The sequence below is a fragment of the Pseudomonas sp. FGI182 genome (assembly GCF_000511325.1).
Classification (GTDB): domain Bacteria; phylum Pseudomonadota; class Gammaproteobacteria; order Pseudomonadales; family Pseudomonadaceae; genus Aquipseudomonas; species Aquipseudomonas putida_Z.
In genome coordinates this window covers 723,701-742,957 of record NZ_CP007012.1, presented here as the reverse complement: position 1 = coordinate 742,957, position 19,257 = coordinate 723,701, and the positions used below count along the sequence as shown (strand labels likewise).

General features: G+C 58.4%; 14 protein-coding genes, 1 tRNA gene and 1 pseudogene. 6 read left to right on the top strand and 10 right to left on the bottom strand.

Features of this window, described 5'->3' with window-relative positions; translation table 11 throughout:
• Positions 1 to 330: 330 nt before the first annotated feature.
• The 5 genes and pseudogenes from C163_RS03315 to C163_RS03300 form a co-directional block, all read right to left on the bottom strand.
• A complete protein-coding gene (locus tag C163_RS03315; RefSeq protein WP_025337625.1) occupies positions 331 to 882 on the bottom strand; it encodes a hypothetical protein in 552 nt (183 codons plus the stop codon).
• Positions 882 to 1,400, bottom strand: coding sequence for a hypothetical protein (locus C163_RS27005; RefSeq protein WP_155951603.1), 519 nt, complete (start codon positions 1,398 to 1,400; stop codon positions 882 to 884). Before C163_RS27005 ends, C163_RS03315 begins: the two co-directional genes overlap by 1 nt.
• Before the next feature lie 65 nt (positions 1,401 to 1,465).
• Entirely contained in the window at positions 1,466 to 1,936 is a 471-nt protein-coding gene (locus C163_RS03310; protein WP_025337624.1) for a VENN motif pre-toxin domain-containing protein, read from the bottom strand.
• Positions 1,937 to 1,982: 46 nt separating this feature from the next.
• Positions 1,983 to 2,405 (bottom strand): annotated as a pseudogene (locus tag C163_RS03305) (hemagglutinin repeat-containing protein); the annotation flags it as partial.
• Between the two features lie 115 nt (positions 2,406 to 2,520).
• Positions 2,521 to 2,928, bottom strand: coding sequence for a hypothetical protein (locus tag C163_RS03300; protein ID WP_025337622.1), 408 nt, complete (start codon positions 2,926 to 2,928; stop codon positions 2,521 to 2,523).
• Positions 2,929 to 3,176: 248 nt separating this feature from the next.
• On the opposite strand from C163_RS03300, the gene C163_RS03295 reads away from it, so the two are divergent.
• The 5 genes from C163_RS03295 to C163_RS03275 all read left to right on the top strand — a co-directional run bounded on the left by C163_RS03295 (position 3,177) and on the right by C163_RS03275 (position 10,915).
• Complete coding sequence (locus C163_RS03295) at positions 3,177 to 7,007, top strand: bifunctional diguanylate cyclase/phosphodiesterase (RefSeq protein ID WP_025337621.1); 3,831 nt, start codon at positions 3,177 to 3,179, stop codon at positions 7,005 to 7,007.
• Positions 7,008 to 7,349: 342 nt separating this feature from the next.
• Positions 7,350 to 8,603 (top strand): serine hydroxymethyltransferase, encoded by a 1,254-nt coding sequence (gene glyA / locus C163_RS03290; RefSeq protein ID WP_025337620.1) that lies wholly within the window; start codon positions 7,350 to 7,352, stop codon positions 8,601 to 8,603.
• A 281-nt stretch (positions 8,604 to 8,884) separates the two neighbouring features.
• Positions 8,885 to 9,838, top strand: a complete 954-nt coding sequence (locus C163_RS03285; protein WP_025337619.1) for an arsenic resistance protein — start codon at positions 8,885 to 8,887, stop codon at positions 9,836 to 9,838.
• Between the two features lie 530 nt (positions 9,839 to 10,368).
• Positions 10,369 to 10,596 carry a type II toxin-antitoxin system RelE/ParE family toxin gene (locus C163_RS03280; protein ID WP_237140965.1) on the top strand — a complete coding sequence of 76 codons (228 nt, stop codon included), beginning with the start codon at positions 10,369 to 10,371 and terminating at the stop codon, positions 10,594 to 10,596.
• Position 10,597: 1 nt separating this feature from the next.
• A complete protein-coding gene (locus C163_RS03275; RefSeq protein ID WP_038407890.1) occupies positions 10,598 to 10,915 on the top strand; it encodes a DNA-binding transcriptional regulator in 318 nt (105 codons plus the stop codon).
• A 59-nt stretch (positions 10,916 to 10,974) separates the two neighbouring features.
• Here the strand turns inward: C163_RS03275 and C163_RS03270 are convergent, their stop codons facing one another.
• Positions 10,975 to 11,904: a malate dehydrogenase gene (locus C163_RS03270; RefSeq protein ID WP_025337616.1), complete on the bottom strand. Its 930-nt coding sequence runs from the start codon at positions 11,902 to 11,904 to the stop codon at positions 10,975 to 10,977.
• 174 nt (positions 11,905 to 12,078) lie between these two features.
• Between C163_RS03270 and C163_RS03265 the strand changes: the two genes are divergently transcribed.
• Entirely contained in the window at positions 12,079 to 13,356 is a 1,278-nt protein-coding gene (locus C163_RS03265; protein ID WP_025337615.1) for a flavohemoglobin expression-modulating QEGLA motif protein, read from the top strand.
• Positions 13,357 to 13,830: 474 nt separating this feature from the next.
• Here the strand turns inward: C163_RS03265 and C163_RS03260 are convergent, their stop codons facing one another.
• From C163_RS03260 to C163_RS03245, 4 genes are all read right to left on the bottom strand, one after another.
• Positions 13,831 to 14,058: a hypothetical protein gene (locus tag C163_RS03260; RefSeq protein WP_015268870.1), complete on the bottom strand. Its 228-nt coding sequence runs from the start codon at positions 14,056 to 14,058 to the stop codon at positions 13,831 to 13,833.
• Positions 14,059 to 15,256: 1,198 nt separating this feature from the next.
• Positions 15,257 to 17,908 (bottom strand): P-loop ATPase, Sll1717 family, encoded by a 2,652-nt coding sequence (locus C163_RS26150; protein WP_025337614.1) that lies wholly within the window; start codon positions 17,906 to 17,908, stop codon positions 15,257 to 15,259.
• Between the two features lie 651 nt (positions 17,909 to 18,559).
• A tRNA-Thr gene (locus tag C163_RS03250) sits at positions 18,560 to 18,635 on the bottom strand.
• A 71-nt stretch (positions 18,636 to 18,706) separates the two neighbouring features.
• Positions 18,707 to 19,117 (bottom strand): pilin, encoded by a 411-nt coding sequence (locus C163_RS03245; protein ID WP_025337613.1) that lies wholly within the window; start codon positions 19,115 to 19,117, stop codon positions 18,707 to 18,709.
• Between the last annotated feature and the right edge of the window lie 140 nt (positions 19,118 to 19,257).

The window sequence follows — 19,257 nt, the reverse complement described above, 5'->3', positions numbered from 1 at the left end:
AATACTAACCTCGCAAGAGGTGCGTGATGTGCATTGAGATTTTGCTCCTGTTAAGGAGCGAAAAATCATGCTCAAAAAGGGCGTATTGAGCAGATAGACCGTAGGTCGTCAGAGGTGGGTGCAAAAGGGGTGCAACTTGAGTGCAGATAGGATGCAGAAAGAGTGCAATCAGGGTGCAAAAGCAACTGAAAATACTGGCGCTAGAGTGCCCCGGGTATCCGCCAAAGCAAACAAAACGCGTAGCGAAGGATGGGACGTTTTTGAACGTAAAGCGGAATACAACACTGGCCCAAGGCCGGTGTCAAAGGTGTGTAGCGCTCAAGAAAAAATCTATTTTGCAAGTTTGGCTTTCAAGACTGCCCGATCAATCATGCCATCAGTAATGTAGGGTACAAAACCAAGCCTGTCTCCCATCTCAAAGCTCTTCTTGTAACCGTCCAATCGTTCAACGTCACCAGCTATTGCCAATGCAGCCAAGTGCCGAAGGGGCATCGCGCCTTTACTGTCAGTCGGCAGACTTCTATAAACCATCAGGCCGGACTCAATATTTTGAGAGCGCGCCCAAGACATGGCTTTCTCAGACATCCTGAGAACATCATCACTAGAAAATTCAGGCAACTTCTCCGGAGGCTCATTACTGACTATTACCGGCGAATATCCGCTCCCCTCCCCCCGCACAAACGCAACAGTTTCCGAGAACTCTTTGGTCGAAACCGATGGCATAAGTGACACCCGAAAATGATCCGAGCGCTTCTTCACAGACGGGATTACTTGAACTTTAACCCCACCAACATCTGTCACGCAAAAATAATCCCCGACTTCATCCTTGCTACAAACCCAGCCCTGCTCCGTCAAAATTGAAGCCACATCTTTTTCCTTCATCACTTAGCACCAGGAAAATTCATTATCTCAATAGGGATACCGTTAGGATAACCTTGATCCTTTAGTGGTACGCCTGGCGTGAGGCCAAAAATTTCGACAACTTTCCCTCTTGGAATTGAAGCCCCATCTTGAGGGAAAATTTCTGACTGACGAATACTCAAGTCCGCGCCACCTGTCTTAACCTCAATAATCCTCAAGGTCCCATCAGGTGCTTCGGCCACGATATCTGGCCTACAACGACCAGTTCCGCAGGAGCTACCGAATGATATTTCCTTTTCGCTGACTCTGACCCCTTGAGACGAAAGTTGATCCTTTATGTCATCCACCATATTCAAGTGATGATCATAATGATCTTTGATGGTGACTTTCGGATCTGTTGCAGTACCTTTTGCACCGCTGGTAGCTTTGCCTAGTATCACCACCGCCGCTAATTTTACTACATCATCCCGCGTAGCACCTTTATCGACAAGGCTAATAATCCCTGGCACATCCACCGGCGCCAAGGTCGAGCCGAGCAAGCCATCCTGACGTGCCCGTTCATTGATTGCCTCTTCAGTTAACCCTTGCCCTCTCCATTCCGCAATCAGCTCGCTCTGATCGCGTTCACATACGGATTCGCAACAACGCCCATTGGCGACCAATCGCTGCCCGACAGCGCATAGACATCAAGGAAGCTCGCGTCCGCGTCGCTCTTCTGCGCGTCCACTACCCCCCTCATCATCGCAAGGGCGTAATCCGTTACCAGAAGGTCGTATTCCGCTTTGCTCAGCCTGCCGCTCTGGTACAGCCCAACCAGCTTTTCCCCAGCCTGCTTCTCCTGCTGCCGGTACTCATCACGAATACCAACCTCGCAGCCGCCATTTCCACCACAGGCTTTATACCGCTCGTGCAACTCATCAATACTGCCAATACCGGCGGCCTTGAGCTTCTCATACAACGCACGGCTGGCGGCATCCAGCCGTTCAACGCCGTATTTGTTCGCCAGCAGGTTGTTTTCAACCGCGTTACGGCCCGCACCGGCACCCGCGACAGCCCCAGCGCTATTACCTTCCACCAGACCGCCCGAAAGCCCGGCCGCTAGCGTCGACAGCGCCGATGATGGTGACGCTCAACCCACCGCTGACATTGGCCTGTTTGGACTTGTAGTTGTCGGTGTCCTGCAGGCTTTGCAGCGTCAGGTCGCGCCCTACGTCGGCGGTGATTTTCGCGGCGTTGACCTGCGCCCCTTTGAGCGCCGTGTCCCGCCCGCTGAGCAGGGTCGCCTCATTGCCGGCGTCCAGTGTGGTTTCGGTCCAGGTCGTGCCGTTGCCTTTCTCGATGCCGGCACCCTTGTTGGCATTGGCGAAGATGCTGAGACCGGCACCTTCGGAACCTACACCAATGCTGGCGCCGATGGCGCCGCCACTGCTGCTGTTCTTGCCATCGAGCTTTTGCGTATTGGCAGCAGCCTCAAGCTGGATGTCGCGTTCGGCGGACAACAGCAGGTCATTGCCGGCCTTGAGTTGACTACCTTGTACCCGGATAAGCAAGGGTTGAAGGTGGAGGCAGGATCGATTGAATGATTGGGAAACTCATGACCTGTGCCGGCCTCTTCGCGGCTGAAGCCCCACACAGGGACCGCACAGGTCTTGAGATGGCTCAGACGTGACGCTGCCTGGCCTTGCCGCGCGGCAACCGGCAGCGCTCGCCCTGCTCGGCCAGGCGCGCGGCCCAGGCCGATTTCACGCTGAAGCCACCGTTACGGGCAGGCTGCTGTTCGGCCACCTGGGCCGGTTTGGCCGCCGCAGGCGCAGTACCGACGACCTTGGCGGCGGGCTTGCTGGCCGCAGCCACAGCCACCACCGGCTCAGCTGCCGCCTTGGCGGTCTTGCGCAGTTCAGCCAGCGATGGGCTCTTGCTCTTGGCGACAGCTGCCGCCTCGGGTTTGCTCAGCGAACGCTGGCAAGACTTGCAGGATACGTCCTCGGTCACGGCAGTGCTGACAAGGGTCTGACTGCTGCGCCCGCAGGCGGAATCGAGGCCATTGGAGGAAAAGTGAGTAACCAAAACCGAACATCTCCGATGCGTTGTCATTTGAAGCGGGCGCTATTCTCGCACAGGTTGCAGGGGCTTGCCGAACCACCGGGCAGGCACCACCGGTCACATTGGCTGGCACTTTGCCATAATCCTAGGCATGCTAGCTCGTTTCGGGTGTCCGGCCTTATAGTGCGCCACCGCGGTCTGGCAACCAGACACCGGCACACACCGTGCATGATCCATCCCTGCCATCGCCAGCCCAATCGCAGGATCAACGCTTGACCAATCTTACTCATCCGTCGTCATTGCGTTCCGCGCCACAGGCGCCCGTCGCCTCGCTGCGCGGGTCGATCAAGGGTGCGCTGGCGCTGCTGGCCCTGATCCTGCTGGGCCTGCTGCTGTGGCAGCTGTTCGCCCAGTTCAACCATACCCAGGCCGACCTGCGCAAACAGAGCCTGGATGCCACCGCCGAACTGGCAGACCACCTGAGCCTGAACATGGCGTTCAAGGCCCAGCAGGCCGTGAATGTGGTGCAGCCCTACGTCAAGGCGCCGACGCCCTCGGCCCTGCCCAGCCTGCTGGGTACCCTGCGCGAGCGCCTGCCGGCCCTGCAGAACATGGCCTGGCTGGACGCTACCGGGCAGGTGCAGGCCGACAGCCTGGCCGGCAGCCCCGACCGCCATTTGCTTGACGAGCTGCTCAGGCTGAACCAGGGCAGCCCGTACTTCTTCACCAATTCGGCCGACAACCGCACCCTCTACCTGTTGCTACGCCAGGCCACCGAACAGGGCCGCGGCTACTGGCTGCTGCGCCTGTCGCCGGACTACTACCGCACCCTCACCCTCCATCTGGATGGTGCCGGCCACCCGCTATGGCTGCTGGAAAACAGCCGCAACGGCGAGGTACTGCAAAGCCATGCGCCAGCCGATACCAGTAACGAGCCGCTGCAAAGCGTGATGCTGGCCTTCATTGACAACAGCACCTGGCAGTTGCGCGGCCTGTTCGACGCCAAGCTGGCCCAGCAGAAGCTGCTGCCGGCGCTGCTCGGCAAATGCCTGCTGGTGCTGTTCTGCGCCCTGCTGCCGGTGCTGGCCCTGATCAACATGCGCCGCCGCCAACGGGCGCTGCAGGAAGACCGCCGGCGCTACCAGGAAATCTTCGAAGGCACCGGCGTGGCCTTGTGTGTGCTCGACCTGTCCAGCCTGCCCGGCCAACTCGACCGCTACCACCTGCGCAACCGCGCCGCGCTCAAGCACAGCCTGGCCCTGGACCCCAACCTGCGCCGCTCGCTGCTGCTGGAGCTGAAGATCACCGAGATCAACCAGGTGGCCCGCCAGTTGTTGAATATCGACAGCCACGAAGGTGCCTGGCAGCGCCTGATCGACGGCACTGGCGATGGCCGCGACAGCATTGGCATGCAACTGATCGACGCGCTGATCGAGCAGCGCCAGCTGCTGGAGCTGGAAGTGCGCCTGCCGGCGCCGCTGGGAGGCGAGCTGCACCTGTGGCTGATGGCCCGCCTGCCGCAGCAGCGCCGCGATTACCAGGCGGTCATCCTCAGCATCAGCGACATCACCAGCCGCAAGCAGGTGGAGCTGTCGCTGCTGGAGCGCGAAAGCTTCTGGTCGGACGTGGTGCGCACCGTGCCCGACCAGCTGTACGTGCAGGACGTGCTCAGCCAGCGGATGATTTTCAGCAACCGCCACCTCGGCCAGACGCTGGGCTACGACCGTACCGAGCTGGCGCAGATGGGCGACCGCTTCTGGGAGCTGCTGCTGCACCCCGAGGACGCCGCGCACTACCAGGCGCTGCGCCAGCAACAGCGCGACAGCGGCCATGACCAGCCGCTGCACTGCCAGCTGCGCTTCCGCCACCGTGATGGCGGCTGGCGCTGCTACGACATCCGCGAACAAGTGCTGACCCGCGACGCCGATGGCCTGGTGACGCGCATCATCGGCGTGGGCAAGGACGTGACGGTGCAGATCGAGGCCAGCCAGTCGCTGCGCGACAGCGAACAGCGCTACCGCATGCTCGCCGAAAGCATCAGCGACGTGATCTTCTCCACCGACAGGCTGCTCCAGCTCAACTACGTAAGCCCCTCGGTGCAGGCCGTGCTGGGCTACCAGGCCGACTGGATCTTCGCCAACGGCTGGCAGTCGATCGTCGCCAACCCGTCCCAGCTCACGGGTATCTACAGCCTGATGGAGCGCGTCAGCAAGGCCATGGGCGACCCGGCCCAGCTGGCCCAGCTACGCAGCCAGCTGCCCACCCAGCTGTTCCTGTTCGACTGCCTGCGCGCCGATGGCCGCAAGATCCCCATCGAACTGCGCCTGGTGCTGGTGTGGGACGATGAAGAACGCTTCGAAGGCGTGCTCGGGGTAGGCCGCGACATCAGCCAGCAACGCCGCGCCGAAAAAGACCTGCGCATGGCCGCGACGGTATTCGAGCACTCCACCTCGGCCATCCTCATCACCGACCCGGCCGGCTATATCGTCCAGGCCAACGAAGCGTTCAGCCGCGTCAGTGGCTACGCCGTCAGCGAGGTGCTCGACCAGTTGCCGGGCATGCTTACCGTCGACGAACAGCAGGAGGGCCACCTGCGCTACGTGGTCAAGCAGCTTTACCAGCGTGGTAGCTGGGAGGGCGAGGTGTGGCTCAAGCGCCGCGACGGCGACCACTACCCGGCCTGGGTCGGCATTACCGCGGTACTGGACGACGAAGGCGACCTGGCCAGCTACGTGTGCTTCTTCACCGACATCAGCGAGCGCAAGGCCAGCGAACAGCGCATCCACCGCCTGGCCTACTACGACGCCCTCACCCACCTGCCCAACCGCACGTTGTTCCAGGACCGCCTGTACAACGCCCTGCAGCAGGCCGAGCGGCAAAAGGCCTGGGTGGTGCTGATGTTCCTCGACCTGGACCGCTTCAAGCCGATCAACGACTCCCTCGGCCACGCTGCCGGCGACCGCATGCTCAAGGACATGGCCCAGCGCCTGCTGGCCTGCGTGGACAACGACGACACCGTGGCACGCATGGGCGGCGACGAGTTCACCCTGCTGCTGCAACCGCGCGCTACCCGTGAAATGGCACTCAACCGCGCCATCCACGTGGCCGAGAACATCCTCGGCAGCCTGGTGCGGCCGTTCGTGCTGGAAAACCGTGAGTTCTTCGTCACCGCCAGTATCGGCATCGCCCTCAGCCCGCAGGACGGCAGCGAGCTGAGCCAGCTGATGAAAAACGCCGACACCGCCATGTACCACGCCAAGGAGCGCGGCAAGAACAACTTCCAGTTCTACCAGGCGGAGATGAACGCCAGTGCCCTGGAACGCCTGGAGCTGGAGAGCGACCTGCGCCATGCCATGGAGCAGAACGAGTTCATCCTCTACTACCAGCCGCAGTTCAGCGGCGACGGCAAGCGCCTGACCGGCGCCGAAGCCCTGCTGCGCTGGCGCCACCCGACCCGCGGCCTGGTGCCGCCGGGCGATTTCATCCCGGTGATCGAAGAACTGGGCCTGGTGGTAGACGTGGGCGACTGGGTGCTGCGCGAGGCCAGCCGCCAGCTCAAGGCCTGGCACAAGGCCAAGGTGCGCGTGCCCAAGGTGTCGGTGAACATCTCGGCGCGGCAGTTCTCCGACGGCCAGCTGGGCACGCGCATCGCCACCATTCTGGAAGAAACCGGCCTGCCACCGGCGTGCCTGGAGCTGGAGCTGACCGAAAGCATCCTGATGCGCGAAGTGAACGAAGCCATGCAGATTCTCGCCAGCCTGAAAAACCTCGGCCTGAGCATCGCGGTGGACGACTTCGGCACCGGTTACTCGTCGCTGAACTACCTCAAGCAGTTCCCGATCGACGTGTTGAAGATCGACCGCACCTTCGTCGACGGCCTGCCTGAAGGCGAGCAGGATGCGCAGATTGCCCGGGCGATCATCGCCATGGCCCACAGCCTCAACCTGGCGGTGATCGCCGAAGGGGTGGAGACCCACGAGCAGCTGGAGTTCCTGCGCGAGCATGGTTGCGACGAGGTGCAGGGCTACCTGTTCGGGCGGCCGATGCCGGCGCATCAGTTCGAGGCGCAGTTCGCCAACGAGAAGCTGTTCATGTTCCATTGACCCCGACGCCTCCTGGCGTGCGCGGACTCTTGTAGGAGCGGCCTTGCGTCGCGAAAGGACCGCAACGCGGTCCCGACGGTTTCGGCGGCAACGCTGCAATCGCGGGGCCGCTGCGCGCCCCTTTCGCGACACAAGGCCGCTCCTACAGGGACCGCGCCCGGGCTGAGAAGCGCGCCTGTAAAAACGGACCTGCGAGTCAATTCCAACCCCCGCCCAGCCCAGACACGGCGCGGGATGCAACATGAAGCCCATTGGTCCGCGACTTGATGCCACTTCATATGCCAGCCGCGGATCAATCGGTTAGAATGCCCCCCCAATTCACCCCGATCCTTGAGGACCGCCATGTTCAGCCGTGATTTGACCATTGCCAAGTACGACGCCGAGCTCTTCGAAGCCATGCAGCAAGAAGCTCTGCGCCAGGAAGAGCATATCGAGCTGATCGCTTCGGAAAACTACACCAGCCCGGCAGTCATGGAGGCCCAGGGCTCGGTCCTGACCAACAAGTACGCCGAAGGCTACCCGGGCAAGCGCTACTACGGTGGTTGCGAGTATGTCGACGTCGTCGAGCAGCTGGCCATCGACCGTGCCAAGGAACTGTTCGGCGCCGACTACGCCAACGTCCAGCCCCACGCCGGCTCCCAGGCCAACGCCGCCGTCTACCTGGCCCTGCTGTCGGCCGGTGACACCATCCTGGGCATGAGCCTGGCCCACGGTGGCCACCTGACCCACGGTGCTTCGGTAAGCTCCTCGGGCAAGCTGTACAACGCCATCCAGTACGGCATCGACGGCAACGGCCTGATCGACTACGACGAAGTCGAGCGCCTGGCTGTCGAGCACAAGCCGAAGATGATCGTTGCCGGCTTCTCTGCCTACTCGCAGGTGCTGGACTTCGCCCGCTTCCGCGCCATCGCCGACAAGGTCGGTGCCTACCTGTTCGTCGACATGGCCCACGTTGCCGGCCTGGTTGCCGCTGGCGTGTACCCGAACCCAGTTCCGTTCGCCGACGTGGTCACCACCACCACCCACAAGACCCTGCGCGGCCCGCGCGGCGGCCTGATCCTCGCTCGCAAGAACGAAGAGATCGAGAAGAAGCTGAACTCCGCCGTCTTCCCTGGCGCCCAGGGTGGCCCGCTGGAGCACGTCATCGCTGCCAAGGCCATCTGCTTCAAGGAAGCCCTGCAGCCTGAGTTCAAGGCTTACCAGCAACAGGTCGTGAAGAACGCCCAGGCCATGGCCAGCGTGTTCATCGAGCGCGGTTTCGACGTGGTTTCCGGTGGCACCCAGAACCACCTGTTCCTGCTGTCGCTGATCAAGCAGGAAATCTCCGGCAAGGACGCTGACGCCGCCCTGGGCAAAGCCTTCATCACCGTCAACAAGAACTCGGTACCGAACGACCCACGTTCCCCGTTCGTCACCTCGGGCCTGCGTTTCGGCACCCCAGCCGTTACCACCCGTGGCTTCAAGGAAGCCGAGTGCCGCGAGCTGGCTGGCTGGATCTGCGACATCCTGGCTGACCTGAACAACGAAGCGGTGATCGACGCCGTGCGTGAGAAGGTCAAGGCCATCTGCAAGAAGCTGCCGGTTTACGGCAACTGATTGGCGATTGCCTGACAGGAAAAAGCCCGGCCTAGTGCCGGGCTTTTTCGTTGTCGAGCCATAAGCAATTTTCCAGCACTGTCGCGATCCAGGTAGGAGCGGCCTTGTGTCGCGAAAGGACCGCAAAGCGGTCCCGGTTATCACGGTGGCGAAGCTGCAATCGTGGGGCCGCTATGCGCCCCTTTCGCGACACAAGGCCGCTCCTACAAAAAAACGCGACACCCTGCTGGTAGCGCGTATTACCCTGTGCCCCTTTGATACTCGCAAGCACAGGCCATACCTTGACCAGAGAGCAACTCGAAACCCACCAGGTCCCGATCTACTTCGTCGCTGTACTCGCCGCCGTCGCCTTCGGCGTGCTGACCAGCGACACTGCGCGCCATCTGGAAGTCCTGGTCCCCCCCGCCATCGCCGTGCTGATGTACGCGATGTTCCTGCAGATCCCCTTCCTCGACCTGCGCCAAGGCCTGGGCAACCGCCGCTTCATCGCCGCCCTGCTGCTGGCCAACTTCATCCTCGTGCCGCTGCTGGTATGGGCTATCACCCGCGGACTGGTCGAACACCCGGCGATCCTCATCGGCGCGCTGCTGGTGTTGCTGACACCGTGCATCGACTACGTGGTGGTGTTCACCCACATCGGCAAAGGCGACTCCCGCCTGACCCTGGCCGCCACCCCCGTGCTGCTGTTGGTGCAGCTGGCGCTGCTGCCGCTCTACCTGGCCCTGATGCTGGGTGACAGCAGCAATGTGGCCATCTCCATTACCCCGTTCGTGGAAGCCTTCGTGCTGCTGATCGTGCTGCCTATGGCGCTTGCCGTGCTCACCAGCGCCGGCGCCCGTCGCTCGCGCACGGTCTCGATCTGGAACGACGCGTGGGCGTGGATGCCGGTACCCGCCATGGCCCTGGTGCTGGTGGTAGTGATCGCCTCGCAGATTGCCGTGGTGCTACGTGACTTCGACCGTTTGCTGCCGGTGATTCCGGTGTACATCGGCTTCATGCTGTTGGCGCCGGTGCTTGGGTTTGTTGCGGCGCGCTTGCTGCGCTTGCCGGTGACCGAGGCACGCTCGGTAACTTTCAGCGCCGCCACGCGCAACTCGCTGGTGGTGCTGCCATTGGCGCTGGCGCTGCCCGAAGAAATGCGCGGGCTGGCCGCCGCTGCGGTGATTACCCAGACGCTGGTGGAGCTGGTGTGTGAACTGGTTTACGTAAGGGCAGTGCCGCTGTTCGTACGCTGATCCGCCAGCGCACGCCAGAGCAACAGTCTGTGCTGCCTGCGCTGGCCTCATCGCCGGCAAGCCAGCTCCCACAGGTGCAGCGCTGATCTCGAGGTTGTCGCTGTACCTGCAGGAGCGGCCTTGTGTCGCGAAAGGGCCGCGACGCGGCCCCAAGATTCCAGAAGTCGAAGCCTCACTTCGCCACAGCGAGGCGAATGATCACTCAAACGCCCGAGTAGAAATCTGCTCGAACGCCACTTCGGACATATCCGGCAAATCAACCGACAAGGCCTCCCTGCCACCAAGTCTGGAGAATGATCCGGACAAGCGCATGCAGCACGTGCTCGATGAGCTCAGGGAGCGGGTTCAGTGGCTGGCGCCAGGGTTGACCTGGCACGCTACAGCGTTCATCCCATCGCCGTTCCGCCCTTTGAGCATCCGTATTCAACGTTGCATGCTATAAGGGAATCCCGTACATTCATATGCATACAGTAATTGAAACGCCTACGTTCCAAAGAGCCGCTGCCAAATTGTGGTCTGACGAAGAACGCGTGGCTTTCATCGACTGGATTGCGGTCAATCCGCTCGCGGGGGATGTAGTACCCGGTGCGGACGGCGCACGAAAAGTTCGATGGACCCGCGCAGGTTCTGGTAAGTCCGGTGGCACACGGGTGATCTACTTCAACCTGAATGAAGATGAAATTGTGCTGTTGCTTACGGTTTATGCGAAGGCTGAACGTGCCAACATGAGCCCCGCTGAAATCAGCAAGGTGGTGTGAAATGCGTGACATCGATATAGAAAGTGTTGCCAAGGCCCTTGAGGCTGATGCGGGTGAGCCATTGCCTGACCTGCGCCAAGCGCTCAAGGAAGCCAAGATTGGCGCTGGGCGAGTAACCACGCCGGAGCAGATTCTGGTTCGCCAGGCCCGCGAACGCTGTGGGCTGACCCAAGCATCATTCGCCGAGCGTATCGCAACACCGGTCGCAACGCTGCGTGACTGGGAGCAAGGTCGCTTCGTGCCGCCAGGCGGTGTGTTGTGCCTGATGCGCCTGATCCTCAAGCATCCTGAGCTGTCACTGGAGCTGGCCGCGATCTGACCACAGGTCCAATTGGGCTTGATCGCCGGCTGCGCGTCGGCGATCAAGCATTTCCCCATTCACAGCGCCTTCATCTCAGCAATATCCCGCTCCACCTGATCAGCCGATTGGTCGAACATCACCTGCTCCTGCGCATCCAGCGGCAACTCGATCACCCGCGCCAGCCCCTCCCCTGCCAGCACACAGGGCACACCCATGGCGATATCCGTTCGCCCGTACTCGCCCTCCAGAATCGCCACCGCCGGCAATATGCGGTTTCGCCCATTGGCGATCGCATCCACCATCTGCGCAATCGCCACCCCCGGCGCATCGCAGGCGCTGCCCAGCTTCTTCAGCCCCAGAATCTCGCCACCACCCTTGCGGGTGCGTTCGACGATCTGCTCGATCTGCTCACTGGACAGGAAGTGCGACAACGGCACCGAACCGATCTGGCAGTAGCGCATCAGCGGCACCATGCTGTCGCCATGCCCGCCCAGGACCAGCGCCGTGATATCCCGGGCAGAAAACCCGGTCTGCTCGGCGATGAAACACTTCATGCGTGCGGTATCCAGCACCCCCGCCTGGCCGAACACCTTGGTGCGCCCTAGCCCGCTCAAGCTCCAGGCGCGATAGGTGAGCACATCGACCGGGTTCGACACCACCAGCACCGTCGCAGTTGGTGCATGCAGCTTGATGTCGGCCATGATGCCGTCGAGGATTGGCAGGTTGATGCTCAGCACGTCCTGACGCGACTGCCCAGGCTTGCGCGGCACGCCTGCGGTAATGACCACCAGCTCAGACCCGTCCAGCATTTCAGCCTTGGCCCCGCCGTGAACCCGGGTATCGGAACCCGACTCGACTGCCGCCTGCCACACATCCAGCGCCTTGCCTTGCGCCATTTCGCCCTGCACATCCATCAATACCAACTCCCGGCACAACTCTTCCCGGGCGATGATCTGCGCCGCCGCCTCGCCGACCATGCCGGCACCCACGATTGTCAGTTTGTTCACGTGACACCTCCCAGCGGCGCGCGCCACCAGGAACACGCCTGCAATACACAGAAGTATTGCCCGCTGAGGCGAAAAGGCCACTTGAAGGTGATGTGAGGCTCTCGCTGCTACCGCGCAGCGGGTCGGCAACAACTATGCTGTTGCGATCAAAGCTGGTCTCCCAAGGACACCTCCATGAGTGCTGCCTCGCTGCCCGAACTCGATTCCGCATTGCCAGGGCTGACTCGCAAAATCCGCGTGCTCGAGGCACTGGCCTGGCCGGACGGCGTCGAAGAGGAATTCCTGAGGCAATGGCGCGCCGGCAAGGCGCAGTTGCCCAAGGTGGCGCTGCAACCACGCGACCACAGCGCCGATATTGCCGCACTGGAGGCATTTATCGGGCAGTGCGATCAGGGGCACCCGGCCGGGCACTTCCTGGCCACAACAGCGCGTAGCTATGCCACCGCCGGGCGCATGCTAGGGGCCATCGGCACGCCCGCATTTACCCGATACTCCTCGGCGCTGTACCGCCGCCCGGACTTTTTCTACCCCAAGCAGAAACTGACCATGCTCGACGCGGCCCGTTTCTTCCTCACGACCACCGACGCCCTGCTCGGCGGTGACCAGATTCCGCCGAGCGAAGCCGACATCCCGGCCGAGGATTTCGCCGCCTGGATGCAGCCGGAGCTGGACCGCTTTTTCGGTGCCGGCCGGGTCAGGATCGTGCTGGACCCGGCCCTGGCCGCCAAAGCGATCGCCGGGAGCAGCCGCATCCGGTTGCGTGCCAGTGCCCTGTTCAGCGAACTGGACAAGCAGCAACTGTTGCAGCACGAAGCCTTCGTGCATGTGGCCACCGCACAGAATGGCGCCAACCAGCCCAACCTCAAGTGCCTGGGCCTTGGTGCGCCGCGCACCACCCAGACCCAGGAGGGCATTGCCACGCTGGCCGAGTTGTTCACTGGCAGCATGGACATCAACCGCTTGCGCCGTGTTGCCCTGCGCGTGCTAGCGGTGCAGCAGGCCCTGGATGGCGCGGATTTCATCCAGGTATTCGAAGCTTTTCTGCAAGCGGGCCAGTCGCCGGAAGAGTCCTTCCGCTCCACCCAACGGATTTTCCGCGGTGCCGATCTGCGTGGCGGCTCGGCCTTTACCAAGGACGCCGCCTACCTGACCGGCTTGCTGGGTGTGCATACCTTGCTGCGCGTGGCGATCCGTGACAACCGCCCGGAGCTGGTGGGCCACCTGTTTGCAGGGCGCCTGAGCCTGGCCGATACCGTGCGCCTTGCGCCACTGTTCGAGTCTGGCTGGCTCCGAGCGCCGACCTATGTACCAGCCTGGGCCAGCGACATGCGCCGCCTCGCCGCCAACCTGGCCTTCTCGGCCTTCATTGCCCAGATCAGACTCGATGTGCTCGACCTGAAGATGTTCATGGCCTTTGCCGACGAGCACGAAGCGGATGCCAGTGCCCAGTGACCTGGAGCCATCACTACTCCTGTAGGAGCGAGTTCACTCGCGAACACGGGCGAAGCCCGCGCCATCCCCACCGCCACTTACCATGACCAGTATTCAAAATAACGCAGTACTTGTAGGAGCGGCCTTGCGTCGCGATGGGCTGGGCAGCAGCCCCAACAACGCATCTGACATACTTCCGGCCACCAAGCAAAAGGCCAACCCGCACCTGGGCCAGAACGATCCGCCAGCCTCGGATCCGCCAAACAACAAAATCCACTTTCTTCCGGTAAGCCAGCTTGTCGTGCTCAGGTACCAGCGCCCTCCACCCCACCACCTGCACCACTGCCACAGGTAAAGCACACATCCATGAATTAACGCGGCCCCTGTAGGAGCTGGCTTGCCTGCGATGGGCTGCGCAGCAGCCCCATAGCGGCCTTGAGCAGAGGGCCAGCCGCAATGGTGATATCTGGCCCCGCCGCTCATCAATGACCCTGCCTAACTAACAGGGTCCTGCCCGTTTCGCTCCATCACCTTCCCACACTGCTCACTGGCCAAACGGCTGATTATCCGGATCGCCTGATGGATACCGGCCGTGTTGCGAAAACTCAGGTGTGGGTTGTGTTCGCACTCCAGCATTTCGTCGTGCTGGACCAGGGCTTCGCCTAGCAGTTCCAGGGTCCAGGCGTAGCTTTGGATGGTGGATAGGCGTTCTTGGTCAGTCATGGCGTGCCTCCGATTGGGCGGAGACGGAGCGGGATTGGCTGGAGGTGAGATCGCTGAGGGCCGTCAAGGAGCGACGGTGGAGAACGGATGCGAGGATCTTGGATGAACGTGAGGTAGGCATGCATGCAGTCCTTTTCGGTTGAAGCACCACGCTGACCGTCGCCAAACGGTTAGGGTGGCAGCTGTACGCAGGTTGGCGAACCGAGGAAAAGGAGCTCGGCAGACCCGAAGGTCTCCCACGCACAGCCGCCATTACACGAAACTGCGGACGCAAAAAAAGCGCCTGCAATCGTGGTCGGGGCGCCGTTGCGCCTTTTCGTTCGGGTCGCCAAACCCGGTCGCGGAATTGGCCGCGACTGGAGCAAGGTATCGCTGTGGGGGCTCTAATGCAAGGTCCTGCGTTGAATGAATGGTCGCGGAAAACTGTAGGAAAAAGTCAGCCATGGGAGGCGAGACGCAGCCAGAGAACCTGAAATACGCAAGTTCAGTCTGGTGTGGGGACAGGAATCTAACTTAAGCAGTCAAGGCCCTTAAGTTCAAGAAATATTATAAACAATCGAATGGAAAAGGATCAGAGGTTTAGGCGTAAACATTGGCTTTCCCGCATAAGCACGGCAAGAACACCATTGAAGTAATAAAGACTTAAACCAAAGCGAAAGCGAAAGCGAAAGCGAAAGCGAAAGCGAAAGCAGGCTCAGCTTTTAAGTTCGCCACGAAAACATAAAACCCAACATACCACCTGCATCGAACATATTAAATCACACAGGAAGGGAAACAGCTCCCTTTTCAAACGCACGATTCCACCTAACGCTCTTGGCTTTTCAAAGATTCGAAAATAGATCAATTTCGCTGGCTACACATCATGCATTAAGCCAGATGAAAGGCGACTCACTATTTCAGTTCGCACAATCATTAGAGGCTGAAGGATTTAAGATTAGTATCACGAGGATTCGATCAACCTCATTGGAAGAGAGAGATCGCTCCTGACCTCCTGCTAGACTTCACAGGGTTTGGACGTTCAGCGCTTAACCGATTCTAGGGAAATTCGAGACTAAATGCAGACAAAAATATACTAAGGCATAGGCAAGCAGGTAGCCAATCCGTAGCGACTGGCTACCTGCTACACCCCACCTTAAATTAACACACCCTAAAATCGAGCACGAGCTTATTCAAGAAAAAACATTATCGAAAGCATTCTCTACTTTTTCTCACCTTGGACACGAGTCACCCCCAAACCATCGATATATAAGCTAGCTATCCCAAAATCAAAATTCGCACCAGGTTTCTTCTTAACAAGAAACCCGGCAGAGCTTAGACTTGTAATAAACGAGTCAAATGATTCAAAAGGACTACCGCATCGAGTCCAAGCACCATTCAACTCATCGATATTAAACTGAGAGCGCAGACTTTTATTAGTTTCAATATCTTCTAAAAACGACCTGATCAGCGGATATTCATTTTTCAGCGCGTTGACCCTCTCAAATGAGGCTGCCTTGAGGCCAACCTGCATCGAGCGAGGACTCAACAACCTATCACTAGGTGCGGATTTGTCGTTCCTGAGTCGAAGTTCCTCCTCCCTAGCTGCATGCAGTAAAACAGTCAGCGATCGGGGGTAAGTATTATCCTGCGCATCCGTCATGCGATTATAAACCCACTTTGCGACCGTTGCATTTTTTCCTTTTTCCTGCCTGAGCCCCCACAGTGGGACAAGAGCCTGGCGAAGGTCTTCTTCGCCAGCCGAGTCAACTTCAGAGTCAGTCAGTGGAAACTCTCTATGAGCAACCGACCTAAACTCTGGCGATCCCCCGGTGACCAACCTATAAGCGAGCCGAAGAAAATCATCTATCTTCCACTGAAGAAGCAAGGTTCTTGGCTCACTGAAGTGGCTTTTATTGGTAAAAACCAACTTACTCCAAATATCTTCACGCAAGAACACTTTGAATCTTACATGATGGATATCTTGGTTATTTGAATCATATGCCAAGCGTAGCAACCCACTCAGTGCATCTTCCTGCCATGCGCTATCTTCCTTAATATCTTGATCAAGATCGTCATACAGGAGCCAAAGTTTTCTATTCTGCAAACTTAAGCTATGATTAAGATCAATCATAAAGTCCCTGCAGAGACCTTGGACAGAATCTCCCAGCAGACTCAACAGACCGGTTGTATGGACAGATTTCCAAGAACTGCTTGGCTGCACCTTTGAGAAATGCTTACTCAAACAATCCCGGAGAGGCTTCATCCCCGTGCCTTTAAGGATAGTCTCAGCCATCTGGCCATTGGAAACATATACTCTAACAATCGCATATGCTCGCCAAAGCGATAGCCAATCATACTTAGCCTTAGAAATTTCCTTATGGATCAGATCAAAGACATCGGTTGTAGGCCTAAATTTCGCTCCGGCAGCAGGCCCGTGCCCAGGTAGGATTTCAATCCCCTCTAGTCTCCCACGGGCCCGTTTCACAGCATTTTCCCTATGCTCTACGAAAAGATGGAATAACGTTGATTTACCAGTGCCCTTGCGCCCGCGAACAACCCATCGAGCATCATCTAAAAACTTGTCAAAGTCCGAAGTTTTCTGGAAAAACTGCTCGAAGTCATTGGCTGCAATCGCTTTAGCTTCACGATCAGGGAAGTTTAATGATTCTATTATCTTCCATCTATCAAGGCGACTAATAGAAGCCTCTGCTTTATCCTCAGCCTCTGAATCCATCAGAATGTTAGCTATCTTCGCATAACCGGGCATGGCCGCTTCAAGCGGATAAGTTACAGCAGCCGCGACTCCGGGATTATAATAAACCTCGGTCGGAACTTCATCCTCTTCCAATGCTAGCGCTGGCAAGAACTTCGCCACTATCTCTTTACCCACAGGACCTTCAGGTATAGGCGACAAGATAATATGACTTCCAACAACTGAAAGACTGCTTATGGTCTTTCGGACGAAATTGATGCCTTCGGCATTTTGTTCACTAGGGAACATCACCAAGAAAACTTCATCCGCCAACCGCAGTAGCGACAGTCCTCCCCAATCACCCAGTCCCGTTCGAGCATCAATGAGAAGTATATCAGGGTCAATTTGATCGACCAACTCCCTCTCGAAAAGAGTCCATGCATCATCCGCACGCGTTAATGCTTCCTCTGACGAAAGAGTGAGAAGCCGCTGTACATAATTACTACTAACTGCGCCTGCGGGAATCACATGCACCTGAGCTCTGGCCGTCTGATCCTCGACAACATATGATATAGCCTTTTTCTGCCTACCTCCAACTTCAACAAGGCAGGTAGTATTATCTTCTGGACTAGGCAAAACTTGTCGCTCCCAGAGATAATCAACTATTCCAGCTTCGATTTTTTTTCCATCTGGGCGCGGTAATAATTTGTGAATACCAGGCGCTTCCACATCCAAATCAACAACTGCAACCCGCTCGCCAGCCCTTGCAAGATGAAACGCTGTATGAACCAAGGCGGTAGTTCGCCCAACTCCCCCTTTATACGAATAAAATACTACCCGACGTGGCTTTAAGCCAGCCTCCCTAGGCTCAGGGCGTAGTCCAGAGGCGATCATGGAAATAGCTGAGTCCCAGTTCGCAGGCGGAATATTATTTTTTGGAGTGATGACTACACCTCTCTCCTTGGCCTCTGACTCTGTGTACAATTCCGAAATAGCCAAATTAATACCCGCGCCATTAAATAGCTCGTTTAATGGAGCTAATCTTTTTTCGCGTGAAAGGCCGGAAAAACAGTTATGGATCACTGTTAAGACTGCAAAGTCACCCGCAACCACATCAAGATCATAGCTTGCGCCAAAACGATCATTAAGATGCTCCCGCAGTTCAGAGACTGTAATCATCTCTCCCCTCCATTTTTTTCAAGCCACCCAATAACGTACTGAAGGCTTACTCGCCACTCTGCAAGGGTATTTGCTGCGATTTCGTCACCTGAATATCTTAATTCGATAAAATCATTTTCAGTTGCGCCTCTCGGATGCATTATCCGACTTAGGTGCCGCATAAAGTTCGGATCAAGAGATGCCTTGCTAAACATTTGATTCATAAGACGAAGAGAAGATAGAAGCCCATGCCCAGGGCGTTCAATAGGCTGTCCGCGGCGAGAGTCTTTAGCCCGCGTACTGTTATCCCCCCAGTACTTTATTCCGTGATAGTTGACAACAAGCGACTTCAGCTTACACTCTATTGCCACCCCACCAATATGGGCAGCAGCTGTTGATCTAGGTGGCTGACAGCCTAAAAGAGCCTCAACATCTGCGCGCCGTGAACTGAATGCTGATCCGTAGTCTTCCATTAACTTCCTCTACATTCTGCAATCTTCGCACGCCATGCAGATATTAATACAATGATTATGCGAATTAAGGCATTGTAAATCTTCTTCGCGAATTCAGATACAGTTACATCCGCGCAGAGTTGTCTCCCAAAACAACAAAGCCCGCAAGGCGGGCATATATTTACTTCTTTTCTTCCACAATTTAGCCAAGCATAAATCTTGGTGCCGGAGACAGGAATCGAACCTGCGACCTTCGCGTTACGAGTGCGCTGCTCTACCGACTGAGCTACACCGGCGTGTAGCGCAACGTACCACTGCTCGCACCCGTTACGCAAACCCCTGTTTCCGCTAGTTTATTGCCCCACCCTCAAGGCGCCTTGCACCCCTTCGGCGCCAGGTCTTCCTCGATGTTGGTCGTGCAAGCCCACCCGGTAGCCGAACGCGTCAGGGTCAGTGCTTTGTCGAGCACAGTGGCCGGCGCATCCACCAGCTTACAAACGATGCTCCCGGTGCCATCCGCCGCCTTGCCGCTAGCCGTGATCGCACAGTGCGCCGTCGCCGGCTGGCCACCCAGCGCGGCCACATCCGCCACATCCTTCCCATCATTCAACCGCAGGTCCATCGCGGTCTTCAGCGCGCTGATCTCCAGCAACCCGGCCGCGGCCTTGGAGCGTGACTGGTGGTTGGTGTACATCGGTAAGGCGATGGTCGCCAGAATGCCGATGATCGCGACGACGATCATCAGTTCGATCAGGGTGATACCGCGTTGCCCTTTCATGAACGTTTTCCTTTTTGATACGCGTACTCGTTGAGGTCAGGCTCGACCCCGGCTGGCAGCGGCGCAGTAGGCCTGAACAGACACCTTTTGTCACCCCTGCCCGCTTGGGCGTCGTCTTCGCTGAACTACTCTAGTGAGCA

Excerpts from the sequence above, each read along its gene's own strand:
- C163_RS03275 (WP_038407890.1), top strand. The coding sequence starts at position 10,598 with ATGCGTGACATCGATATAGAAAGTGTTGCCAAGGCCCTTGAGGCTGAT.
- C163_RS03245 (WP_025337613.1), bottom strand. The coding sequence starts at position 19,117 with ATGAAAGGGCAACGCGGTATCACCCTGATCGAACTGATGATCGTCGTC.
- C163_RS03315 (WP_025337625.1), bottom strand. The coding sequence starts at position 882 with ATGAAGGAAAAAGATGTGGCTTCAATTTTGACGGAGCAGGGCTGGGTT.
- C163_RS03260 (WP_015268870.1), bottom strand. The coding sequence starts at position 14,058 with ATGACTGACCAAGAACGCCTATCCACCATCCAAAGCTACGCCTGGACC.
- glyA (WP_025337620.1), top strand. The coding sequence starts at position 7,350 with ATGTTCAGCCGTGATTTGACCATTGCCAAGTACGACGCCGAGCTCTTC.
- C163_RS26150 (WP_025337614.1), bottom strand. The coding sequence starts at position 17,908 with ATGATTACAGTCTCTGAACTGCGGGAGCATCTTAATGATCGTTTTGGC.
- C163_RS03265 (WP_025337615.1), top strand. The coding sequence starts at position 12,079 with ATGAGTGCTGCCTCGCTGCCCGAACTCGATTCCGCATTGCCAGGGCTG.